This is a genomic window from Enterobacter sp. SA187, assembly GCF_001888805.2.
Classification (GTDB): Bacteria; Pseudomonadota; Gammaproteobacteria; order Enterobacterales; family Enterobacteriaceae; genus Enterobacter_D.
This window is the reverse complement of record NZ_CP019113.1, coordinates 1,636,922-1,651,855: the sequence shown is the minus strand read 5'-3', so window position 1 is coordinate 1,651,855 and position 14,934 is coordinate 1,636,922. Positions and strand designations below refer to the sequence as shown.

Below are 14,934 nucleotides of genomic sequence, written 5' to 3'. Positions count from 1 at the left end.
CCTTAGGCTATACTACCCCCTGAAATTGCGGGTCAACCTTCCACGGCCCGCTTTTACTTAGCTTTACCACATAGATTTTCAACCTTCCCCCTTTCGAGGATCTGGCCTATGGCTGGATAAGATATGTTAAACAGTATTTTACTAATACTCTGTCTGATCGCTGTGAGTGCGTTTTTCTCGCTGTCGGAGATTTCGCTCGCGGCGTCCCGTAAAATTAAACTTAAGCTGCTGGCCGATGAGGGCAATATCAATGCCATGCGCATCCTGAAAATGCAGGAAACGCCGGGTATGTTCTTTACGGTGGTGCAAATCGGCCTTAACGCGGTCGCCATTCTCGGCGGTATCGTGGGCGATGCGGCATTCTCCCCGGCCTTCTACAGCGTGCTGATCAACTTCATGTCACCGGAGCTGGCGGATCAGCTGAGCTTTATGATCTCCTTCACCCTTGTTACCAGTATGTTCATCCTGTTTGCGGATCTCACTCCGAAACGCATCGGTATGATTGCGCCAGAAGCGGTGGCTTTGCGCATCATCAACCCGATGCGCTTCTGCCTGTTTATCTTCACCCCACTGGTGTGGTTCTTTAATGGCCTGGCAAACGTGATTTTCCGCATTTTCAAACTGCCGATGGTGCGCAAAGACGACATCACCTCCGACGATATTTATGCGGTGGTGGAAGCGGGCGCGCTGGCGGGCGTACTGCGTAAGCAGGAGCACGAGCTTATCGAGAACGTTTTTGAACTGGAATCCCGTACCGTGCCGTCGTCAATGACCTCGCGCGAGAACATCATCTGGTTCGATTTGCATGAAGATGAGCAGAGCCTGAAGAATAAAGTGGCGCAGCATCCGCACTCCAAATTCCTCGTCTGTAATGAAGATATTGACCATATCATCGGCTATGTGGATTCCAAGGATCTGCTGAACCGTGTAATTGGCAACCAGAGCCTGACGCTGGTGAACGGCGTGCAGATCCGCAACACCCTGATCGTGCCGGATACGCTGACGCTTTCGGAAGCGCTGGAAAGTTTCAAAGCGGCGGGTGAAGACTTCGCGGTGATCATGAATGAATACGCGCTGGTGGTGGGCATTATCACGCTGAACGATGTGATGACCACGCTGATGGGCGATCTGGTGGGCCAGGGTCAGGAAGAGCAGATCGTGGCGCGCGATGAAAACTCATGGCTGATTGACGGCGGTACGCCGATTGACGACGTGATGCGCGTACTGGATATCGACGAGTTCCCGCAGTCCGGCAACTATGAAACCATCGGCGGTTTTATGATGTTCATGCTGCGTAAAATCCCGAAACGCACCGACTCGGTGAAATTCAACGGCTTTAAGTTCGAAGTGGTGGATATTGATAACTTCCGCATCGATCAGCTGCTGGTGACGCGTATCGACAGCAAGCCAACGGTGCTGGTGCCGAAAATGCCGGATGGCAGTGAGAAAGGCGCGGCGTAACTTTTACCTGAGCCAGAAACATCAACGGCCCCTTCAGGGGCCGTTTGCATTTTCGTTATTTAAACGACTGCATAGCACATCGATTACGCCAAATCAGACTGCAAACGCAGTACCTGGCGGTTAACTTCAGACATTACGGAGTAATGCTGTTTGTCTTTTACTTTCGGCAGCAGGATCTTACCCTTATCAAACTCGAAAGCCCCGACGTCCTTGATGTACAACCGTCCACGAAACAGGATTTTTACGTATTTTGCTACCTGAAGCGGGTTGTAACGTTGGAAAATTTTCATTGTTGTCTCTCTTCTGCTGAGTCTACGCCCTTGCGGTACCACAATCGGACCGACTGTTATGAACGCAAATTTTGTTGCCCAATGACTATAGATCACAAACCACCTGTTACCCAGTTTGCAGCAGGTTATTTACCGTTTCATGACAATTAATCAGAATATTCTTTTCCATGCTTAATCAGAGGCAGTATAAGTCGTCGTTTTTTTACAGATGTGTGCGTTACGCCGCAAAGTGGCACCGGGATTGCGGGAAAACACCCTTGATCGCACTTATGATTAAAAATGTTAAGACCAAGTGGTCGGATCACCTGCAAACAATAATACAGAAGGAAACCTCATGACCCTACGCACCCTGCTGGCAGCCACCTGCCTGCTCCTGCCATTGATGGCCTCTGCCCATCGCTTTGAGAACAATCAGCGCGTTCCGCCGGTCGGCATCGCCGACAGAGGGGAGCTGATCCTCAGTAATAATGAGTTTAGCTACAAAAAATGGAACAGCGCGCAGCTGCCTGGAAAAGTGCGGGTGGTGCAACATATTGCCGGTCGTTCGTCAGCAAAAGAGAAAAATGCCGCGCTGATCGAAGCGATCAAATCAGCGAATTTGCCCCACGACCGTTACCAGACCACCACCATCATTAATACCGATGATGCCATTCCCGGTTCGGCGATGTTTGTGCGCAGCAGCATTGAGAGCAATAAAAAGCTCTATCCCTGGTCACAGTTTATCGTCGACAGCGACGGGGTGGCGCGTAAAGCCTGGCAACTGGATGAAGAAAGCTCTGCGGTGGCGGTGCTGGATAAAGACGGACGGGTCCAGTGGGCGAAAGATGGCGCGCTGACGCCAGAAGAAGCGCAGCAGGTAGTCGCCCTGCTGCGCCAGTTACTCAGTAAATAGAAACCCGGAAGCCGGGGTTGAGGAAGGATTCACGCGGCGTATAGTCGAGGGGTTTACCCTGCCAGTCGTGAACGTGCGCCCCGGCGGCGGCGGCAACCGCATGGCCCGCCGCCGTATCCCAGACGTTGGTCGGCCCAAAGCGCGGATAAAGCTGCGCCTGCCCTTCTGCCACCAGGCAGAATTTCAACGACGAGCCAATGGAAGTAGTCTGGTGCTCGCCCAGCTGTTGCAGGTACTCTTTCAGCTCATCATCACTGTGCGAGCGGCTGATCACCACCAGCGGCGGACGGGCATCGCGCACCTGAATTGGCTTGCGGATGCCGCTCTCTTCTTTCCAGGCTTTGCCGTCGGCGGCGCTGTACATCACGTTAAGCACCGGCGCGTAGACCACGCCGAGCACCGGCTTGCCGTTTTCGATCAGCGCAATGTTCACCGTGAACTCGCCGTTGCGTTTGATAAATTCTTTGGTGCCGTCCAGCGGATCCACCAGCCAGTAGCGCTGCCAGTGCTGACGAATTTCCCAGGACGGCGGATCCTCTTCCGAGAGCACAGGAATATCCGGCGTTAATGCCACCAGCCCCTGCACAATAATTTGATGAGCGGCAATGTCTGCCGCCGTTACGGGTGAGTCATCGGTTTTACTGGTGACGTCCATCGGCTGATGGCCGTCGTACACCTGCATAATCGCATCCCCTGCCTCGCGGGCAAGCTGACAAATTGCATCTAACATCGTCCACCTCTTTTTTATTTCAGTGGGTTAACTCGTTGTTTTACTTATATCGCATCATAAAGGGATCCGCCATCTGTGATAGTGATTCCGGTTTCCATGGCAACTTTTATGGCAAGATTCACAATTCTGTAAGCAACAAAATGTAAATACATTCTCTTTTGTGGCTTAGATCTTAAAAAGGACATCTCTGATGATTAAGTTTAGCGCAACGCTCCTGGCCACGCTGATCGCCGCCAGCGTGCAGGCCGCAACGGTGGATCTCCGTATTATGGAAACCACTGATTTGCATAGCAATATGATGGACTTCGATTACTACAAAGATAGCGCGACAGAAAAGTTCGGCCTGGTGCGTACCGCCAGTCTGATCAACGCCGCCCGCAGTGAAGCCACTAACAGCGTGCTGGTGGATAACGGCGACCTGATCCAGGGCAGCCCGCTCGGCGATTATGTCGCCAGCCACGGACTGAAAAAAGGCGAAGTGCACCCGGTTTATAAGGCGTTAAATACGCTGGATTATGCGGTGGGCAACCTCGGCAACCACGAATTTAACTACGGTCTCGATTTTCTGCACAATGCGCTGGCAGGGGCGAAATTCCCGTACGTTAACGCCAATATCATCGACGTTAAGACCAAAAAACCGCTGTTCACCCCTTACCTTATTAAAGAAACCACGGTTAAGGATAAAGACGGTAAAGATCATACGCTGCGTATCGGTTATATCGGCTTCGTGCCGCCGCAGATCATGACCTGGGATAAAGCCAATCTCGACGGTAAAGTGACGGTCAACGATATCACCGAAACCGCGCGCCGTTATGTGCCTGAGATGCGTGAAAAAGGCGCGGATCTGGTGGTGGTGGTCGCCCACTCCGGCCTGTCTGCCGATCCGTATCAGGCGATGGCGGAAAACTCCGTGTACTACTTAAGCCAGGTGCCGGGCGTGGATACCATTCTGTTCGGCCACGCTCATGCGGTCTTCCCGTCAAAAGACTTCGCCGGTATTAAGGGCGCGGACGTGGAGAACGGCAAGCTAAACGGCGTGCCGTCGGTGATGCCGGGCATGTGGGGCGATCATCTGGGCGTGGTGGATCTGACGCTGAGCAATGACAGCGGGAAATGGCAGGTCACGCAGTCGAAAGCGGAAGCGCGTCCGATTTACGACGCGGTGGCGAAAAAATCGCTGGCCGCTGAAGACAGCAAACTGGTGGACGTGCTGAAGCATGACCACGACGCGACGCGGGAGTTTGTCAGCAAGCCGATCGGCAAATCCGCCGATAACATGTACAGCTATCTGGCGCTGGTGCAGGACGATCCGACGGTGCAGGTGGTGAACAACGCGCAAAAAGCCTACGTTGAGCATTTTATTCAGGGCGATCCGGATCTGGCGAAACTGCCGGTGCTGTCTGCCGCCGCGCCGTTCAAAGTGGGTGGTCGTAAAAACGATCCGGCGAGCTTTGTTGAGGTGGAAAAAGGCCAGCTCACCTTCCGTAACGCCGCCGATCTCTATCTGTACCCGAACACCCTGGTGGTGGTGAAAGTCAGCGGTAGCGAACTGAAAGAGTGGCTGGAGTGCTCCGCCGGGCAGTTTAATCAGATCGATGTGAACAGCAGCAAACCGCAGTCGCTGATCAACTGGGACGGTTTCCGCACCTATAACTTCGATGTCATCGACGGCGTGAAGTATCAGATCGATATCACGCAGCCCGCGCGTTACGACGGTGAATGCCAGAGCGTGAACCCGAAAGCGGAGCGTATTAAGGATCTGACCTTCAACGGCAAAGCTGTCGATCCGGCGGCCACTTTCCTCGTCGCCACCAATAACTACCGCGCTTACGGCGGCAAATTTGCCGGTACCGGCGACAGCCATATCGCGTTCGCGTCGCCGGATGAAAACCGCGCCGTGCTGGCGAAGTGGATCGGCGACGAGTCGGCGCGCGCGGGTGAGATCCACCCGGCGGCGGATAATAACTGGCGTCTGGCCCCTATCCACAGTAAAACGCCGCTCGATATTCGCTTTGAGACCTCGCCGTCGGAAAAAGCGGCGGCCTTTATCAAAGAGAAAGCGCAGTATCCGATGAAAAATACCGGCACCGACGACATCGGTTTCGCAATTTATCAGCTGGATTTAGGCGGAAAATAAGCCACGCCGCACATCAACCGACACAACGCCCGGCGGCGCAGGCTTGCCGGGCCTACATGTTCACCGTCCCCCAGGCCGGGTTAGGCGCAGCCGACACCCGGCATATATCGCACCGCCACCCGGCACTTTACGCAGCACGCTCGTCGCGAAGCGCCAGCACCTGCGGCAGATTCAGCTCGATCCAGTCCGCCAGATCGGCCACTTTCTCGCTCACCTGCTCGCCCAGCGGCGTCAGGCTGTACTCCACATGGGGCGGCACCACCGGATAGGACACCCGATTGATAAAGCCGTCCTGCTCCAGCCATTGCAGGCTTTGCGACAGCATTTTCTCGCTGACGCCCCCCATCTTGCGGCGTAGTTCGCTGAAACGGTGCGTGCCGTCGCGCAGCGCCACCAGGATCAACACTCCCCAGCGACTGGTGACATGTTTAAGCACATCCCGGGATGGACACTGCTCGGCGAATAAATTGCCGTCGCGCAGCTGCTCGCTGAGCGTGGCAGGACGTTCAATTTTCTTCATACTAACCTTTTTGTACGTACTTACTAAAAGTGAGTCAGGGTGATAGTGTCTCATAACACAACCCAGAGACGAAGGAGTTTTCCATGATTGCCATTACCGGAGCCACCGGCCAGCTTGGTCAGTTAGCTGTCGCCGCCCTGCAAAAAACCGTTCCCGCCAGCCAGATCGTCGCCATTGTGCGTAACCCCGCGAAAGCCGACGCGCTGGCGCAACAGGGCGTCGTGGTGCGTCAGGCGGATTACGGCGACGAAGCGGCATTAACCCGCGCGCTTGAAGGCGTTGAGAAACTGCTGCTCATCTCCTCCAGCGAAGTGGGCCAGCGCACTGCCCAGCATCGCAATGTGATCAACGCAGCCAAAGCCGCAGGCGTCGGTTTTATCGCCTATACCAGCCTGCTGCATGCCGATACCTCACCGCTCGGCCTCGCCGCAGAACATATCGAAACGGAGAAACTGCTCGCCGCCTCCGGCATTCCTTACGCCCTGCTGCGTAACGGCTGGTACAGTGAAAACTACCTCGCCAGCGCCCCGCCTGCGCTGGAGCATGGCGTGTTTATCGGCGCGGCGGGCGACGGCAAAATCGCCTCGGCCACCCGGGAAGACTACGCCGCTGCCGCCGCAAAAGTGGTCAGTGAAGACGGCCATGCCGGTAAGGTGTATGAGCTGGCGGGCGATCAGGCCTGGACGCTCAGCGAACTGGCGGCGGAACTGTCTGCGCAGAGCGGTAAAAACGTCGTTTATCAGAACCTCAGCGAGGCTGATTTTGCCGCCGCCCTGCGCGGTGTCGGCCTGCCGGACGCCTTCGCCAGCCTGCTGGCGGACTCCGACACCGGCGCGTCAAAAGGCGGTCTGTTTGATGACAGCCATACGCTCAGCAAACTGATTGGTCGCCCGACCACGCCGCTTGCCGACAGCATTAAAGCCATCCTGTAACTGTTACAAACTGGTTAATTTTTGTAGCATGCCGCCGGGTCATCCTTAATAATGAAGGCATGACCCAGGCGGAGAGTGAATGTGCAAGGCGTACCGGAACAGTTCAGCGATGAGAAAGACCGCGCCCGTTTTCGGCACCTGCCGCAGTTGCCGGGCGTCGAGCTGTATCAGGCGCATATCTCCCGCTACGCCTTTGAGCCGCACACCCACGAAGCCTTCGGTATTGGCGCCATAGAAGCCGGTGCCGAGCGTTTTCGCTATCGCGGCGCGCAGCACGTCGCCCCGGTGAACTCCGTCGTCACCATGAATCCTGATGAACTGCACACCGGCGAAGCGGAAACCGCTGACGGCTGGCGCTATCGCATGATTTATCTGGAGCCTGACTTGCTGGAGCAGGTCACCGGCATCCGCCACTGGTGGTTTGCTGACGCCTCCCGTCACGATCCGCTGCGTTCGCGGCAGATTTGCGCCCTGATCCATGCCCTGTGGCATAGCGACGACACGCTGGCGCAGCAGGGTTATCTGCTCGATTTGATCGACGCTTTTCAGCCGCTGGCCCGTCATGCGCCGGTCAGTGCCGAAGGGGCGCACCGTTTTGAGCGCGTACGGGAGTACCTGCATGATAACTATATGCAGCCGCTGACCCTCGACGAACTGGCGCGCGTGGCGTCCCTCAGCCCGTACCATTTCCAGCGTCAGTTTAAAGCCCATTATCACGTCACCCCGCACCAGATGCTGATGGCGATCCGCCTGTGGCGGGCAAAGAATTTCCTTACCCACGGCCTGCCCGCCGCCGATGTCGCCGCCCTGACCGGGCTGACCGATCAGTCGCACCTGACCCGCGCCTTTACCCGCCGTTATGGCATCACGCCGGTACGCTACCAGAAGCAGGTCGCCCGCCGCTGATGCGCAACCTCATACAATATTCTTTCTCTGCCCTGCCCTACACTGCCGATCAACATGAATAATATGGATGGCAGGATGATTAGTGGTGTGCTGTACGCCCTGGCCGCAGGGTTAATGTGGGGACTGATTTTTGTCGGGCCGCTGCTGGTGCCGGATTATCCGGCGATTTTGCAGTCGACCGGACGTTATCTGGCGCTCGGGCTTATCGCCGTGCCGCTGGCCTGGCTGGGGCGCGTACGTCTGCGTCAGTTAAGCCGTCATGACTGGTTGATCGCCCTGGCGCTGACCCTGTCGGGCAACCTGGTTTATTACGTTTGTCTCGCCAGCGCTATTCAGCGTACCGGCGCGCCCGTCTCAACGATGATCATCGGCACGCTGCCGGTGGTGCTGCCGGTGCTGGCGAATCTGCTCTACAGCAAGCGTGACGGCAAGCTGCCGTGGCTGCGCCTTGCGCCCGCGCTGCTGTGCATCGCCGCAGGGCTGGTGTGTGTGAATATCGCCGAACTGCGGCACGGGCTGCCGAATTTCAGCGGGTGGCGCTATGGTTCGGGGATCGCGCTGGCGCTGGTGTCGGTGGCGTGCTGGGCGTGGTATGCACTGCGTAACGCCCGCTGGCTGCGGGAAAATCCCACGCGTCATCCGATGATGTGGGCAACGGCGCAGGGCCTGGTGACGCTACCGGTGTCGCTGGTGGGCTATATTGCGGCCTGTGTGTGGTTACAGGCGGATCAGCCGGGATTTGCGCTGCCGTTTGGTCCACGCCCGCTGGTATTTATTGGCCTGATGACCGCCATTGCCATTTTGTGTTCATGGGTGGGGGCGCTGTGCTGGAACCTGGCCAGCCAGAAATTGCCGACGGTGATCCTTGGACCGTTGATCGTCTTCGAAACGCTGGCGGGCTTGCTGTATACCTTTTTGCTGCGCCAGAGCGTGCCGCCGCTGTTGACGGTGTCGGGGATTGCGCTGCTGGTGCTGGGGGTGGTGATCGCGGTACGGGTAAAACGAGTGGTGAACGGATGATAGTGCCGGGTGGCGGCTACGCCTGACCCGGCCTACATGATGATGAACATGTAGGACATGTAGGCCCGGCAAGCATGCGCCGCCGGGCAGGAGTTCCACCATCCAGGCCCGGCAAGCCTGCGCCGCCGGGCATCAGGCTTAGAAGGTTTCCCAGTTCGCGTCTGTAGTCGCGGCAACCGGCTTCATTTTCACCGCCGCCGGACGCGCGTTTGCTACGGCAGCCGGGGCGCGACGTTTCACTTTGAACACCGCCACGGTATCGTTAAGCAGGGAGGCCTGCTCTTCCAGCGCCGCTGCCGCCGCCGCGGATTCTTCCACCAGCGAGGCGTTCTGCTGCGTCACGCGATCCATCTCCGCCACCGCCTGACCCACCTGGTCGATACCACGGCTCTGTTCGTCGGACGCCGAGGCGATTTCGCCCATGATATCGGTCACACGCGTTACGGCGCTGACGATTTCCGCCATGGTTTCACCGGCTTCATGCACCAGTGCCGAACCTGCATCCACTCGGCTGCCGGAATCGTCGATCAGCGCTTTGATCTCTTTGGCAGCCTGCGCGCTGCGGCTTGCCAGGGTGCGAACTTCACCGGCTACCACCGCAAAGCCACGACCCTGCTCACCGGCACGGGCGGCTTCCACCGCGGCGTTCAGCGCCAGAATATTGGTCTGGAAAGCAATGCCGTCGATCACATTGGTGATCTGCGCGATTTTGCTGGAGCTGTTGGCGATTTCATCCATGGTACGCACCACACCGTCGACCACTGCGCCGCCTTTCTGCGCGGTTTCCGAGGCGGTTTTCGCCAGCTGCGTCGCCTGACGGGCGTTATCGGCGTTCTGCTTCACGGTAGCGGTCAGCTGTTCCATACTGGCAGCGGTTTCTTCCAGCGAAGCGGCCTGCTGCTCGGTACGGGAGGAGAGATCGTTGCTGCCTGCGGAGATCTCACCTGCGCCGGTAAAGATAGTGTCCGCGCCATCGCGCACCACGCTGACGGTGGTCGCCAGCGCCTGCTGCATTTCACGTACGTTTGACGCCAGCAGCGCCATTTCGTTTTTGCCTTCCGCATCGATTTCATGGGTCAGATCGCCCGCCGCGATGTGGCGGATGTGAGCCATTACTTCATGTAACGGCTTCAGCAGCACGCGCTGCATGGCGATCCAGCTGGCGACGATCACCGCCACCACCAGCAACATAATGGCGCTGAGGATCCACATGATGCGCACATAATCATTTTCGTTATCGATGACGCCCTTGTTGGCCAGCTCAGCCTGCGCAGCACGCCATTCGCGGTAGACGCTCTGCATGGCGACCTGTTTGCTTTCCGCGCCCTGCCTGAACATGGCTTCCAGATCGCCCGCCGCCAGCAGGCGGTTCATTTCGGTCAGGGTGGTGGAATAGATGCCGTACTGCTTTTCCAGCTCGGGCGGCAGACGAGGATCCATACCCGGCGTTTCCGGCAGCGCGTCGTAGATTTCATAATGCTTCTGCGCATCGGCCAGCAGGTTTTTCGCGGTTTTCACCAGCTCACCCAGCTCGCCGCCGTTGATCTGGCTGGCGGTGCTGCTTTGCAGACGTAACATCCCGCGGTTAAGCGTCACGCGGGCCTGGTTCAGGCTGATCCAGGCATCGGTAAATTCCGCCACGTTCTGGCTGGAGACCTGGGAAACATTAAAATTCTGTTTGTCATTGTTGAGCGCATTGATAAACACACCCGCAGCAATCAGTTGCATCGCGCCGAGCACGAAAAGCACCATTATTAACAGGGTTATTACTTTTACACGTTTAAACATCGGGAACCTTTTATCGGATGCAGGATTTTTATGTGACGGGTCTATATCGGCAGGTTTTAACGCATGTTTAACGAAGATATTGCACACTCGATACCAAATCTTCACTTTAACAAGTAGTTTCAATACGTTATAAGCAGGAATTTTTTGTGACACAGCGCACAAAAATGGGCAAATTAATCCCGTCACTCATAAGGGGTATAGCCTCGGCTTAAAGATGCATTTAAAATGCATCTTATATTCTGACTAACGAGGTAACTGTTATGGCCTTTCGCGATCAACCTTTAGGTGAGCTGGCGCTGTCCATTCCCCGCGCTTCTGCCCTGTTCCGTCAATACGATATGGACTACTGCTGTGGGGGTAAGCAGACGCTGGCACGTGCCGCGGCTCGTAAGGAGCTGGATGTGGCGGTGATTGAAGCGCAGCTGGCGAAACTGGCCGAACAGCCGGTGGAGAAAGACTGGCGCGTGGAGCCGCTTCCTCACATCATCGACCACATCATTGTGCGCTACCACGATCGCCACCGCGAACAGTTGCCGGAGCTGATCCTGCAGGCCACCAAAGTCGAGCGCGTCCATGCCGATAAACCCAACGTGCCGCGCGGCCTGACCAAATACCTGACCATGCTGCATCAGGAGCTTTCCAGTCATATGATGAAAGAGGAGCAGATCCTCTTCCCGATGATCAAACAGGGCATGGGCAGCCACGCCGCTGGGCCGATTAACGTCATGGAGAGCGAACATGATGAAGCGGGGGAACTGCTGGAGGTGATCAAACACACCACCAATAACGTGACGCCGCCGCCGGAAGCCTGCACCACCTGGAAAGCGATGTATAACGGCATTAATGAACTGATTGACGATCTGATGGAGCACATCAGCCTGGAAAATAATGTGCTGTTTCCGCGGGCGTTAAGCGGGGAGTAACGACGTTGCCCGGTGGCGCTACGCTTACCGGGCCTACGTGAACGGGATTATTGTCCAGGCCGGATAAGCGCAGCGCCATCCGGCATTACAGGTGACTAGCGGCGCATACGTGCCATACGCTTTTTACCCACTAAGAACCAGAACACACCCAGCACGATAAACCACAGCGGCGTGACGATCAGCGCCTGACGGGTATCTTCTTCCAGCGTCAGCAGAACCAGCACGAAGACGAAAAACGCCATACATACCCAGCACATCAGCTTGCCGAGCGGCATCTTATAAATCGACTTCTCATGCAGGTGCGGACGCTGTTTGCGGTAGACCAGATACGAGCAAAGAATAATGGTCCACACAAACATGAACAGGATCGCCGACACCGTGGTGATCATAGTGAAGGCAGAGATCACGCTCGGATTAACATACAGCATCACCACACCGCCCAGCAGGCAGATGCAAGAGAAGGTCAGGCCCGTTGCCGGTACCGCGCGTTTTGACAACTTACCGAAGCTTTTCGGCGCGGCCCCGTCCTGCGCCAGGCCGAACAACATACGGCTGGTGGAGAACACGCCGCTGTTTGCCGACGAGGCGGCCGAAGTCAGCACCACAAAGTTGATAATGCTTGCTGCCGCCGGTAAGCCGACCAGCACGAACAGCTCAACGAACGGGCTCTTTTCCGCCACTACCGAGCTCCACGGCGTCACCGACATAATAATAATCAGCGCGAACACGTAGAACATGATGATACGGATCGGAATGGAGTTAATGGCGCGCGGCAGGGATTTTTCCGGATCCTTCGTTTCTGCGGCCGTCGTACCGACCAGTTCAATCCCTACAAAGGCAAACACCGCGATCTGGAAACCGGCAAAGAAACCGCTGATGCCTTTCGGGAACCAGCCGCCGTCATTCCACAGATGCGCGAAAGAGGCCTGTACGCCACTCGGTGAGGTGAATTCGGTCAGCACCATCACCAGACCCACCACGACCAGGCCGACAATGGCGACAATCTTGATCATCGCGAACCAGAATTCCATTTCGCCGAACATCTTCACCGTCGCGAGGTTGAGGCTCAGCAACAGCAGGATCACCGCCAGCGAAGCCACCCAGTCCGATAAGTTGGGGAACCAGAACTGTGCATAAGAGGTGATCGCCACCACGTCGGCCATGCCGGTAACCACCCAGCAAAACCAGTAGGTCCAGCCGGTAAAGTAACCCGCCCACGGCCCCAGCAAATCGGCGGCGAAATCGCTGAACGACTTATATTCCAGATTTGACAGCAGCAGTTCGCCCATCGCGCGCATCACGAAAAACAGCATAAAGCCGATGATCATATAGACAAATATGATCGACGGGCCGGCCAGACTGATGGTTTTACCTGAGCCCATAAACAGGCCGGTGCCGATAGCGCCGCCGATGGCGATAAGCTGGATGTGACGGTTGGTGAGATTGCGCCGTAGCGATTGCTCCGCCGGAGCCTGCTGGTCAGCGGCGACCTTCGTTTGATCTACCATGTATTTATTCCTGTACCTGTCTGCGTTGTTGAGGCTCTTCTGGCCTTTCATAGTGTCACGTGCGTGACAATGCCTTGGTTTTTTGACTCATCGATAGTAGGTAAGAATCGGAGGGATGAATACTGTGTTTTGAATGAGATGTTAAATTTATGTTTAAACTGAGTGTTATATCACTTCGTCTGTGCGAATCAGGTCACAAAAATACACGCAACAAATGCATTTGCAACATTAAATATCGACTCTGAGCTAAAGAACGGCATATGTGCGGAGAGAAAATACCCTCTCCCGGTTACGGGAGAGGGCTACTTTGCGGGAAATTACAGGATTTCCAGTAATTCCACTTCAAAGACCAGGGTGCTGAACGGAGGAATAGACGCGCCTGCGCCACGCTCGCCATACGCCAGGTTCTGCGGAATGGTCAGTTCCCACTTCGAGCCAACCGGCATCAGGGTCAGCGCTTCGATCCAGCCTGGGATCACGCCGTTAACCGGGAATTCAGCCGGTTCGCCACGGGCGACAGAGCTGTCGAACACGGTGCCGTCGATCAGTTTACCGGTGTAGTGCACGCGCACGCGGTCAGTACGTGCCGGGATCGGACCTTCGCCCTGAGTCAGTACACGGAACTGCAGACCGGATTCGGTGCTGTTCACGCCGTCTTTCTCACGATTTTCGTCCAGGTATTTCACGCCTTCAGACGCCATCGCTTCAAAGCGCTCGCGACGGACTGCGTCAGCGCGTTCATGGATTTCACGCAGGGCACGGTGAACGACATCGACCGGTACCGCCGGCTGTTTGCCTGCCAGCGCGTCAGCTATGCCCGCTACCAGCGCTTCCGGTAACAGCCCCTGCAGGCCAGACTCGCTCAGTTGCTGCCCTACCTGCAGGCCAATGCCGTAGCTTGCCTGCGCTTCGATAGTGTCAAAAGTCGGGGTTGTCATGGGTTTTCCTTTCATCGCATTTAAAGTAGCGGGCAGCATAACAGTCAGGCTGCGACGGGTAAAACTTTGTCGCGGGGATTGATGACAAATCGCAGGGAAAAAGAAACAATGGTGGCGGTAAGATTTTTCCCGAACTGAGGTCACGAAAGCGTGCTTTACTACGCTCATCAGGCAGTTAGCAAACTATACTCAGTGACACAGGATACTAACGACGCGGAGCAGGAGGAAAGCCATGCCCGGGCGATTTGAACTAAAACCAACCCTGGCGAGGATCTGGCACGCGCCGGACAACGTGCGCATCATGGATCCGCTGCCGCCGGGCCATCGCCGTGGCATTATTTTCGCCGCTGCGCTGATCGTTATCGGGTTCCTGCTGCCGGGTACCGACGACAGCGACGTGTCGTCCTCCACCCGCGATGCGCAACTTGATCTCCAGTCGCAGTCACAGCCTCAGTCGCAACAGACTGCGCAGCCCGAACAGCCGCCGCTGGTCTCGTCGCCGCAAAACGACGGCCAGGTGGCGCCTATTGCGCCAGAGCCGATCCAGGAGCAAGAACAGGAACAGCCGCCGACCACGCAGAACAGCGCGCCGTTGCAGGAGCCGACCGGCATTGAGCAGCAGTGGCGCACCTATCGCGTCGAACCGGGTAAAACGCTGGCGCAGCTGTTCCGCGACCATAATCTGCCGCCGACGGATGTCTATGCGATGGCGCAGGTTGAAGGCAATGGTAAGCCGCTCAGCAACCTGCAAACGGGGCAGATTGTGAAAATCCGCCAGAACGCCAACGGCGTGGTCACAGGGCTGACCATCGAAGCCAGCGGCGATCAGCAGGTGCTGTTTACCCGCCAGACGGACGGCAGCTTTATCCGCGCGCGTTAATTATTAATG

At 56.6% G+C, this 14,934-nt stretch carries 14 protein-coding genes; 8 read left to right on the top strand and 6 right to left on the bottom strand.

Annotation, left to right across the window (positions count from 1 at the left end):
• Nucleotides 1–123: 123 nt before the first annotated feature.
• Nucleotides 124–1,461 (top strand): hemolysin family protein, encoded by a 1,338-nt coding sequence (locus tag BMF08_RS07925; protein ID WP_072570319.1) that lies wholly within the window; start codon nucleotides 124–126, stop codon nucleotides 1,459–1,461.
• Between the two features lie 83 nt (nucleotides 1,462–1,544).
• On the opposite strand, the gene BMF08_RS07920 is transcribed toward BMF08_RS07925, so the two are convergent.
• Nucleotides 1,545–1,751 carry a DUF1107 domain-containing protein gene (locus tag BMF08_RS07920; RefSeq protein ID WP_072570318.1) on the bottom strand — a complete coding sequence of 69 codons (207 nt, stop codon included), beginning with the start codon at nucleotides 1,749–1,751 and terminating at the stop codon, nucleotides 1,545–1,547.
• Nucleotides 1,752–2,085: 334 nt separating this feature from the next.
• Between BMF08_RS07920 and BMF08_RS07915 the strand changes: the two genes are divergently transcribed.
• Nucleotides 2,086–2,643 (top strand): YtfJ family protein, encoded by a 558-nt coding sequence (locus BMF08_RS07915; protein WP_072570317.1) that lies wholly within the window; start codon nucleotides 2,086–2,088, stop codon nucleotides 2,641–2,643.
• On the opposite strand, the gene cysQ is transcribed toward BMF08_RS07915, so the two are convergent.
• Nucleotides 2,633–3,373, bottom strand: a complete 741-nt coding sequence (gene cysQ / locus BMF08_RS07910) for a 3'(2'),5'-bisphosphate nucleotidase CysQ (protein ID WP_072570316.1) — start codon at nucleotides 3,371–3,373, stop codon at nucleotides 2,633–2,635. The two genes, BMF08_RS07915 and cysQ, sit on opposite strands and share 11 nt — an antisense overlap.
• A 190-nt stretch (nucleotides 3,374–3,563) precedes the next feature.
• Between cysQ and BMF08_RS07905 the strand changes: the two genes are divergently transcribed.
• Nucleotides 3,564–5,510 carry a bifunctional 2',3'-cyclic-nucleotide 2'-phosphodiesterase/3'-nucleotidase gene (locus BMF08_RS07905; protein WP_072570315.1) on the top strand — a complete coding sequence of 649 codons (1,947 nt, stop codon included), beginning with the start codon at nucleotides 3,564–3,566 and terminating at the stop codon, nucleotides 5,508–5,510.
• A 127-nt stretch (nucleotides 5,511–5,637) separates the two neighbouring features.
• On the opposite strand, the gene BMF08_RS07900 is transcribed toward BMF08_RS07905, so the two are convergent.
• Nucleotides 5,638–6,030, bottom strand: coding sequence for a winged helix-turn-helix transcriptional regulator (locus BMF08_RS07900; protein WP_072570314.1), 393 nt, complete (start codon nucleotides 6,028–6,030; stop codon nucleotides 5,638–5,640).
• A gap of 83 nt (nucleotides 6,031–6,113) precedes the next feature.
• Between BMF08_RS07900 and BMF08_RS07895 the strand changes: the two genes are divergently transcribed.
• The 3 genes from BMF08_RS07895 (at nucleotide 6,114) to BMF08_RS07885 (ending at nucleotide 8,888) form a co-directional block, all read left to right on the top strand.
• Nucleotides 6,114–6,962, top strand: coding sequence for an SDR family oxidoreductase (locus tag BMF08_RS07895; protein WP_072570313.1), 849 nt, complete (start codon nucleotides 6,114–6,116; stop codon nucleotides 6,960–6,962).
• 81 nt (nucleotides 6,963–7,043) lie between these two features.
• On the top strand, nucleotides 7,044–7,868 hold the full coding sequence (locus tag BMF08_RS07890) for an AraC family transcriptional regulator (RefSeq protein WP_072570806.1): 825 nt from the start codon (nucleotides 7,044–7,046) through the stop codon (nucleotides 7,866–7,868).
• Nucleotides 7,869–7,943: 75 nt separating this feature from the next.
• Nucleotides 7,944–8,888 carry a DMT family transporter gene (locus BMF08_RS07885; RefSeq protein ID WP_072570312.1) on the top strand — a complete coding sequence of 315 codons (945 nt, stop codon included), beginning with the start codon at nucleotides 7,944–7,946 and terminating at the stop codon, nucleotides 8,886–8,888.
• 138 nt (nucleotides 8,889–9,026) lie between these two features.
• Here the strand turns inward: BMF08_RS07885 and BMF08_RS07880 are convergent, their stop codons facing one another.
• Nucleotides 9,027–10,676: a methyl-accepting chemotaxis protein gene (locus tag BMF08_RS07880; RefSeq protein WP_072570311.1), complete on the bottom strand. Its 1,650-nt coding sequence runs from the start codon at nucleotides 10,674–10,676 to the stop codon at nucleotides 9,027–9,029.
• A 260-nt stretch (nucleotides 10,677–10,936) separates the two neighbouring features.
• On the opposite strand from BMF08_RS07880, the gene ytfE reads away from it, so the two are divergent.
• On the top strand, nucleotides 10,937–11,599 hold the full coding sequence (gene ytfE, locus BMF08_RS07875; RefSeq protein ID WP_072570310.1) for an iron-sulfur cluster repair protein YtfE: 663 nt from the start codon (nucleotides 10,937–10,939) through the stop codon (nucleotides 11,597–11,599).
• A 95-nt stretch (nucleotides 11,600–11,694) separates the two neighbouring features.
• Here ytfE and cycA read toward each other — a convergent pair whose 3' ends face one another.
• Entirely contained in the window at nucleotides 11,695–13,107 is a 1,413-nt protein-coding gene (gene cycA, locus BMF08_RS07870) for a D-serine/D-alanine/glycine transporter (RefSeq protein ID WP_072570309.1), read from the bottom strand.
• 317 nt (nucleotides 13,108–13,424) lie between these two features.
• On the bottom strand, nucleotides 13,425–14,045 hold the full coding sequence (gene fklB / locus BMF08_RS07865; RefSeq protein WP_199775950.1) for an FKBP-type peptidyl-prolyl cis-trans isomerase: 621 nt from the start codon (nucleotides 14,043–14,045) through the stop codon (nucleotides 13,425–13,427).
• A 232-nt stretch (nucleotides 14,046–14,277) separates the two neighbouring features.
• Between fklB and BMF08_RS07860 the strand changes: the two genes are divergently transcribed.
• Complete coding sequence (locus BMF08_RS07860) at nucleotides 14,278–14,925, top strand: LysM-like peptidoglycan-binding domain-containing protein (RefSeq protein ID WP_072570307.1); 648 nt, start codon at nucleotides 14,278–14,280, stop codon at nucleotides 14,923–14,925.
• The last annotated feature ends 9 nt before the right edge of the window (nucleotides 14,926–14,934 follow it).

What these genes read in the sequence shown, in the direction of transcription:
- BMF08_RS07925 (WP_072570319.1), top strand. Translation starts at nt 124, where the DNA reads ATGTTAAACAGTATTTTACTAATACTCTGTCTGATCGCTGTGAGTGCG.
- cycA (WP_072570309.1), bottom strand. Translation starts at nt 13,107, where the DNA reads ATGGTAGATCAAACGAAGGTCGCCGCTGACCAGCAGGCTCCGGCGGAG.
- BMF08_RS07900 (WP_072570314.1), bottom strand. Translation starts at nt 6,030, where the DNA reads ATGAAGAAAATTGAACGTCCTGCCACGCTCAGCGAGCAGCTGCGCGAC.
- BMF08_RS07895 (WP_072570313.1), top strand. Translation starts at nt 6,114, where the DNA reads ATGATTGCCATTACCGGAGCCACCGGCCAGCTTGGTCAGTTAGCTGTC.
- ytfE (WP_072570310.1), top strand. Translation starts at nt 10,937, where the DNA reads ATGGCCTTTCGCGATCAACCTTTAGGTGAGCTGGCGCTGTCCATTCCC.
- BMF08_RS07915 (WP_072570317.1), top strand. Translation starts at nt 2,086, where the DNA reads ATGACCCTACGCACCCTGCTGGCAGCCACCTGCCTGCTCCTGCCATTG.
- BMF08_RS07885 (WP_072570312.1), top strand. Translation starts at nt 7,944, where the DNA reads ATGATTAGTGGTGTGCTGTACGCCCTGGCCGCAGGGTTAATGTGGGGA.
- BMF08_RS07860 (WP_072570307.1), top strand. Translation starts at nt 14,278, where the DNA reads ATGCCCGGGCGATTTGAACTAAAACCAACCCTGGCGAGGATCTGGCAC.
- BMF08_RS07880 (WP_072570311.1), bottom strand. Translation starts at nt 10,676, where the DNA reads ATGTTTAAACGTGTAAAAGTAATAACCCTGTTAATAATGGTGCTTTTC.
- fklB (WP_199775950.1), bottom strand. Translation starts at nt 14,045, where the DNA reads ATGACAACCCCGACTTTTGACACTATCGAAGCGCAGGCAAGCTACGGC.
- BMF08_RS07905 (WP_072570315.1), top strand. Translation starts at nt 3,564, where the DNA reads ATGATTAAGTTTAGCGCAACGCTCCTGGCCACGCTGATCGCCGCCAGC.
- BMF08_RS07920 (WP_072570318.1), bottom strand. Translation starts at nt 1,751, where the DNA reads ATGAAAATTTTCCAACGTTACAACCCGCTTCAGGTAGCAAAATACGTA.
- cysQ (WP_072570316.1), bottom strand. Translation starts at nt 3,373, where the DNA reads ATGTTAGATGCAATTTGTCAGCTTGCCCGCGAGGCAGGGGATGCGATT.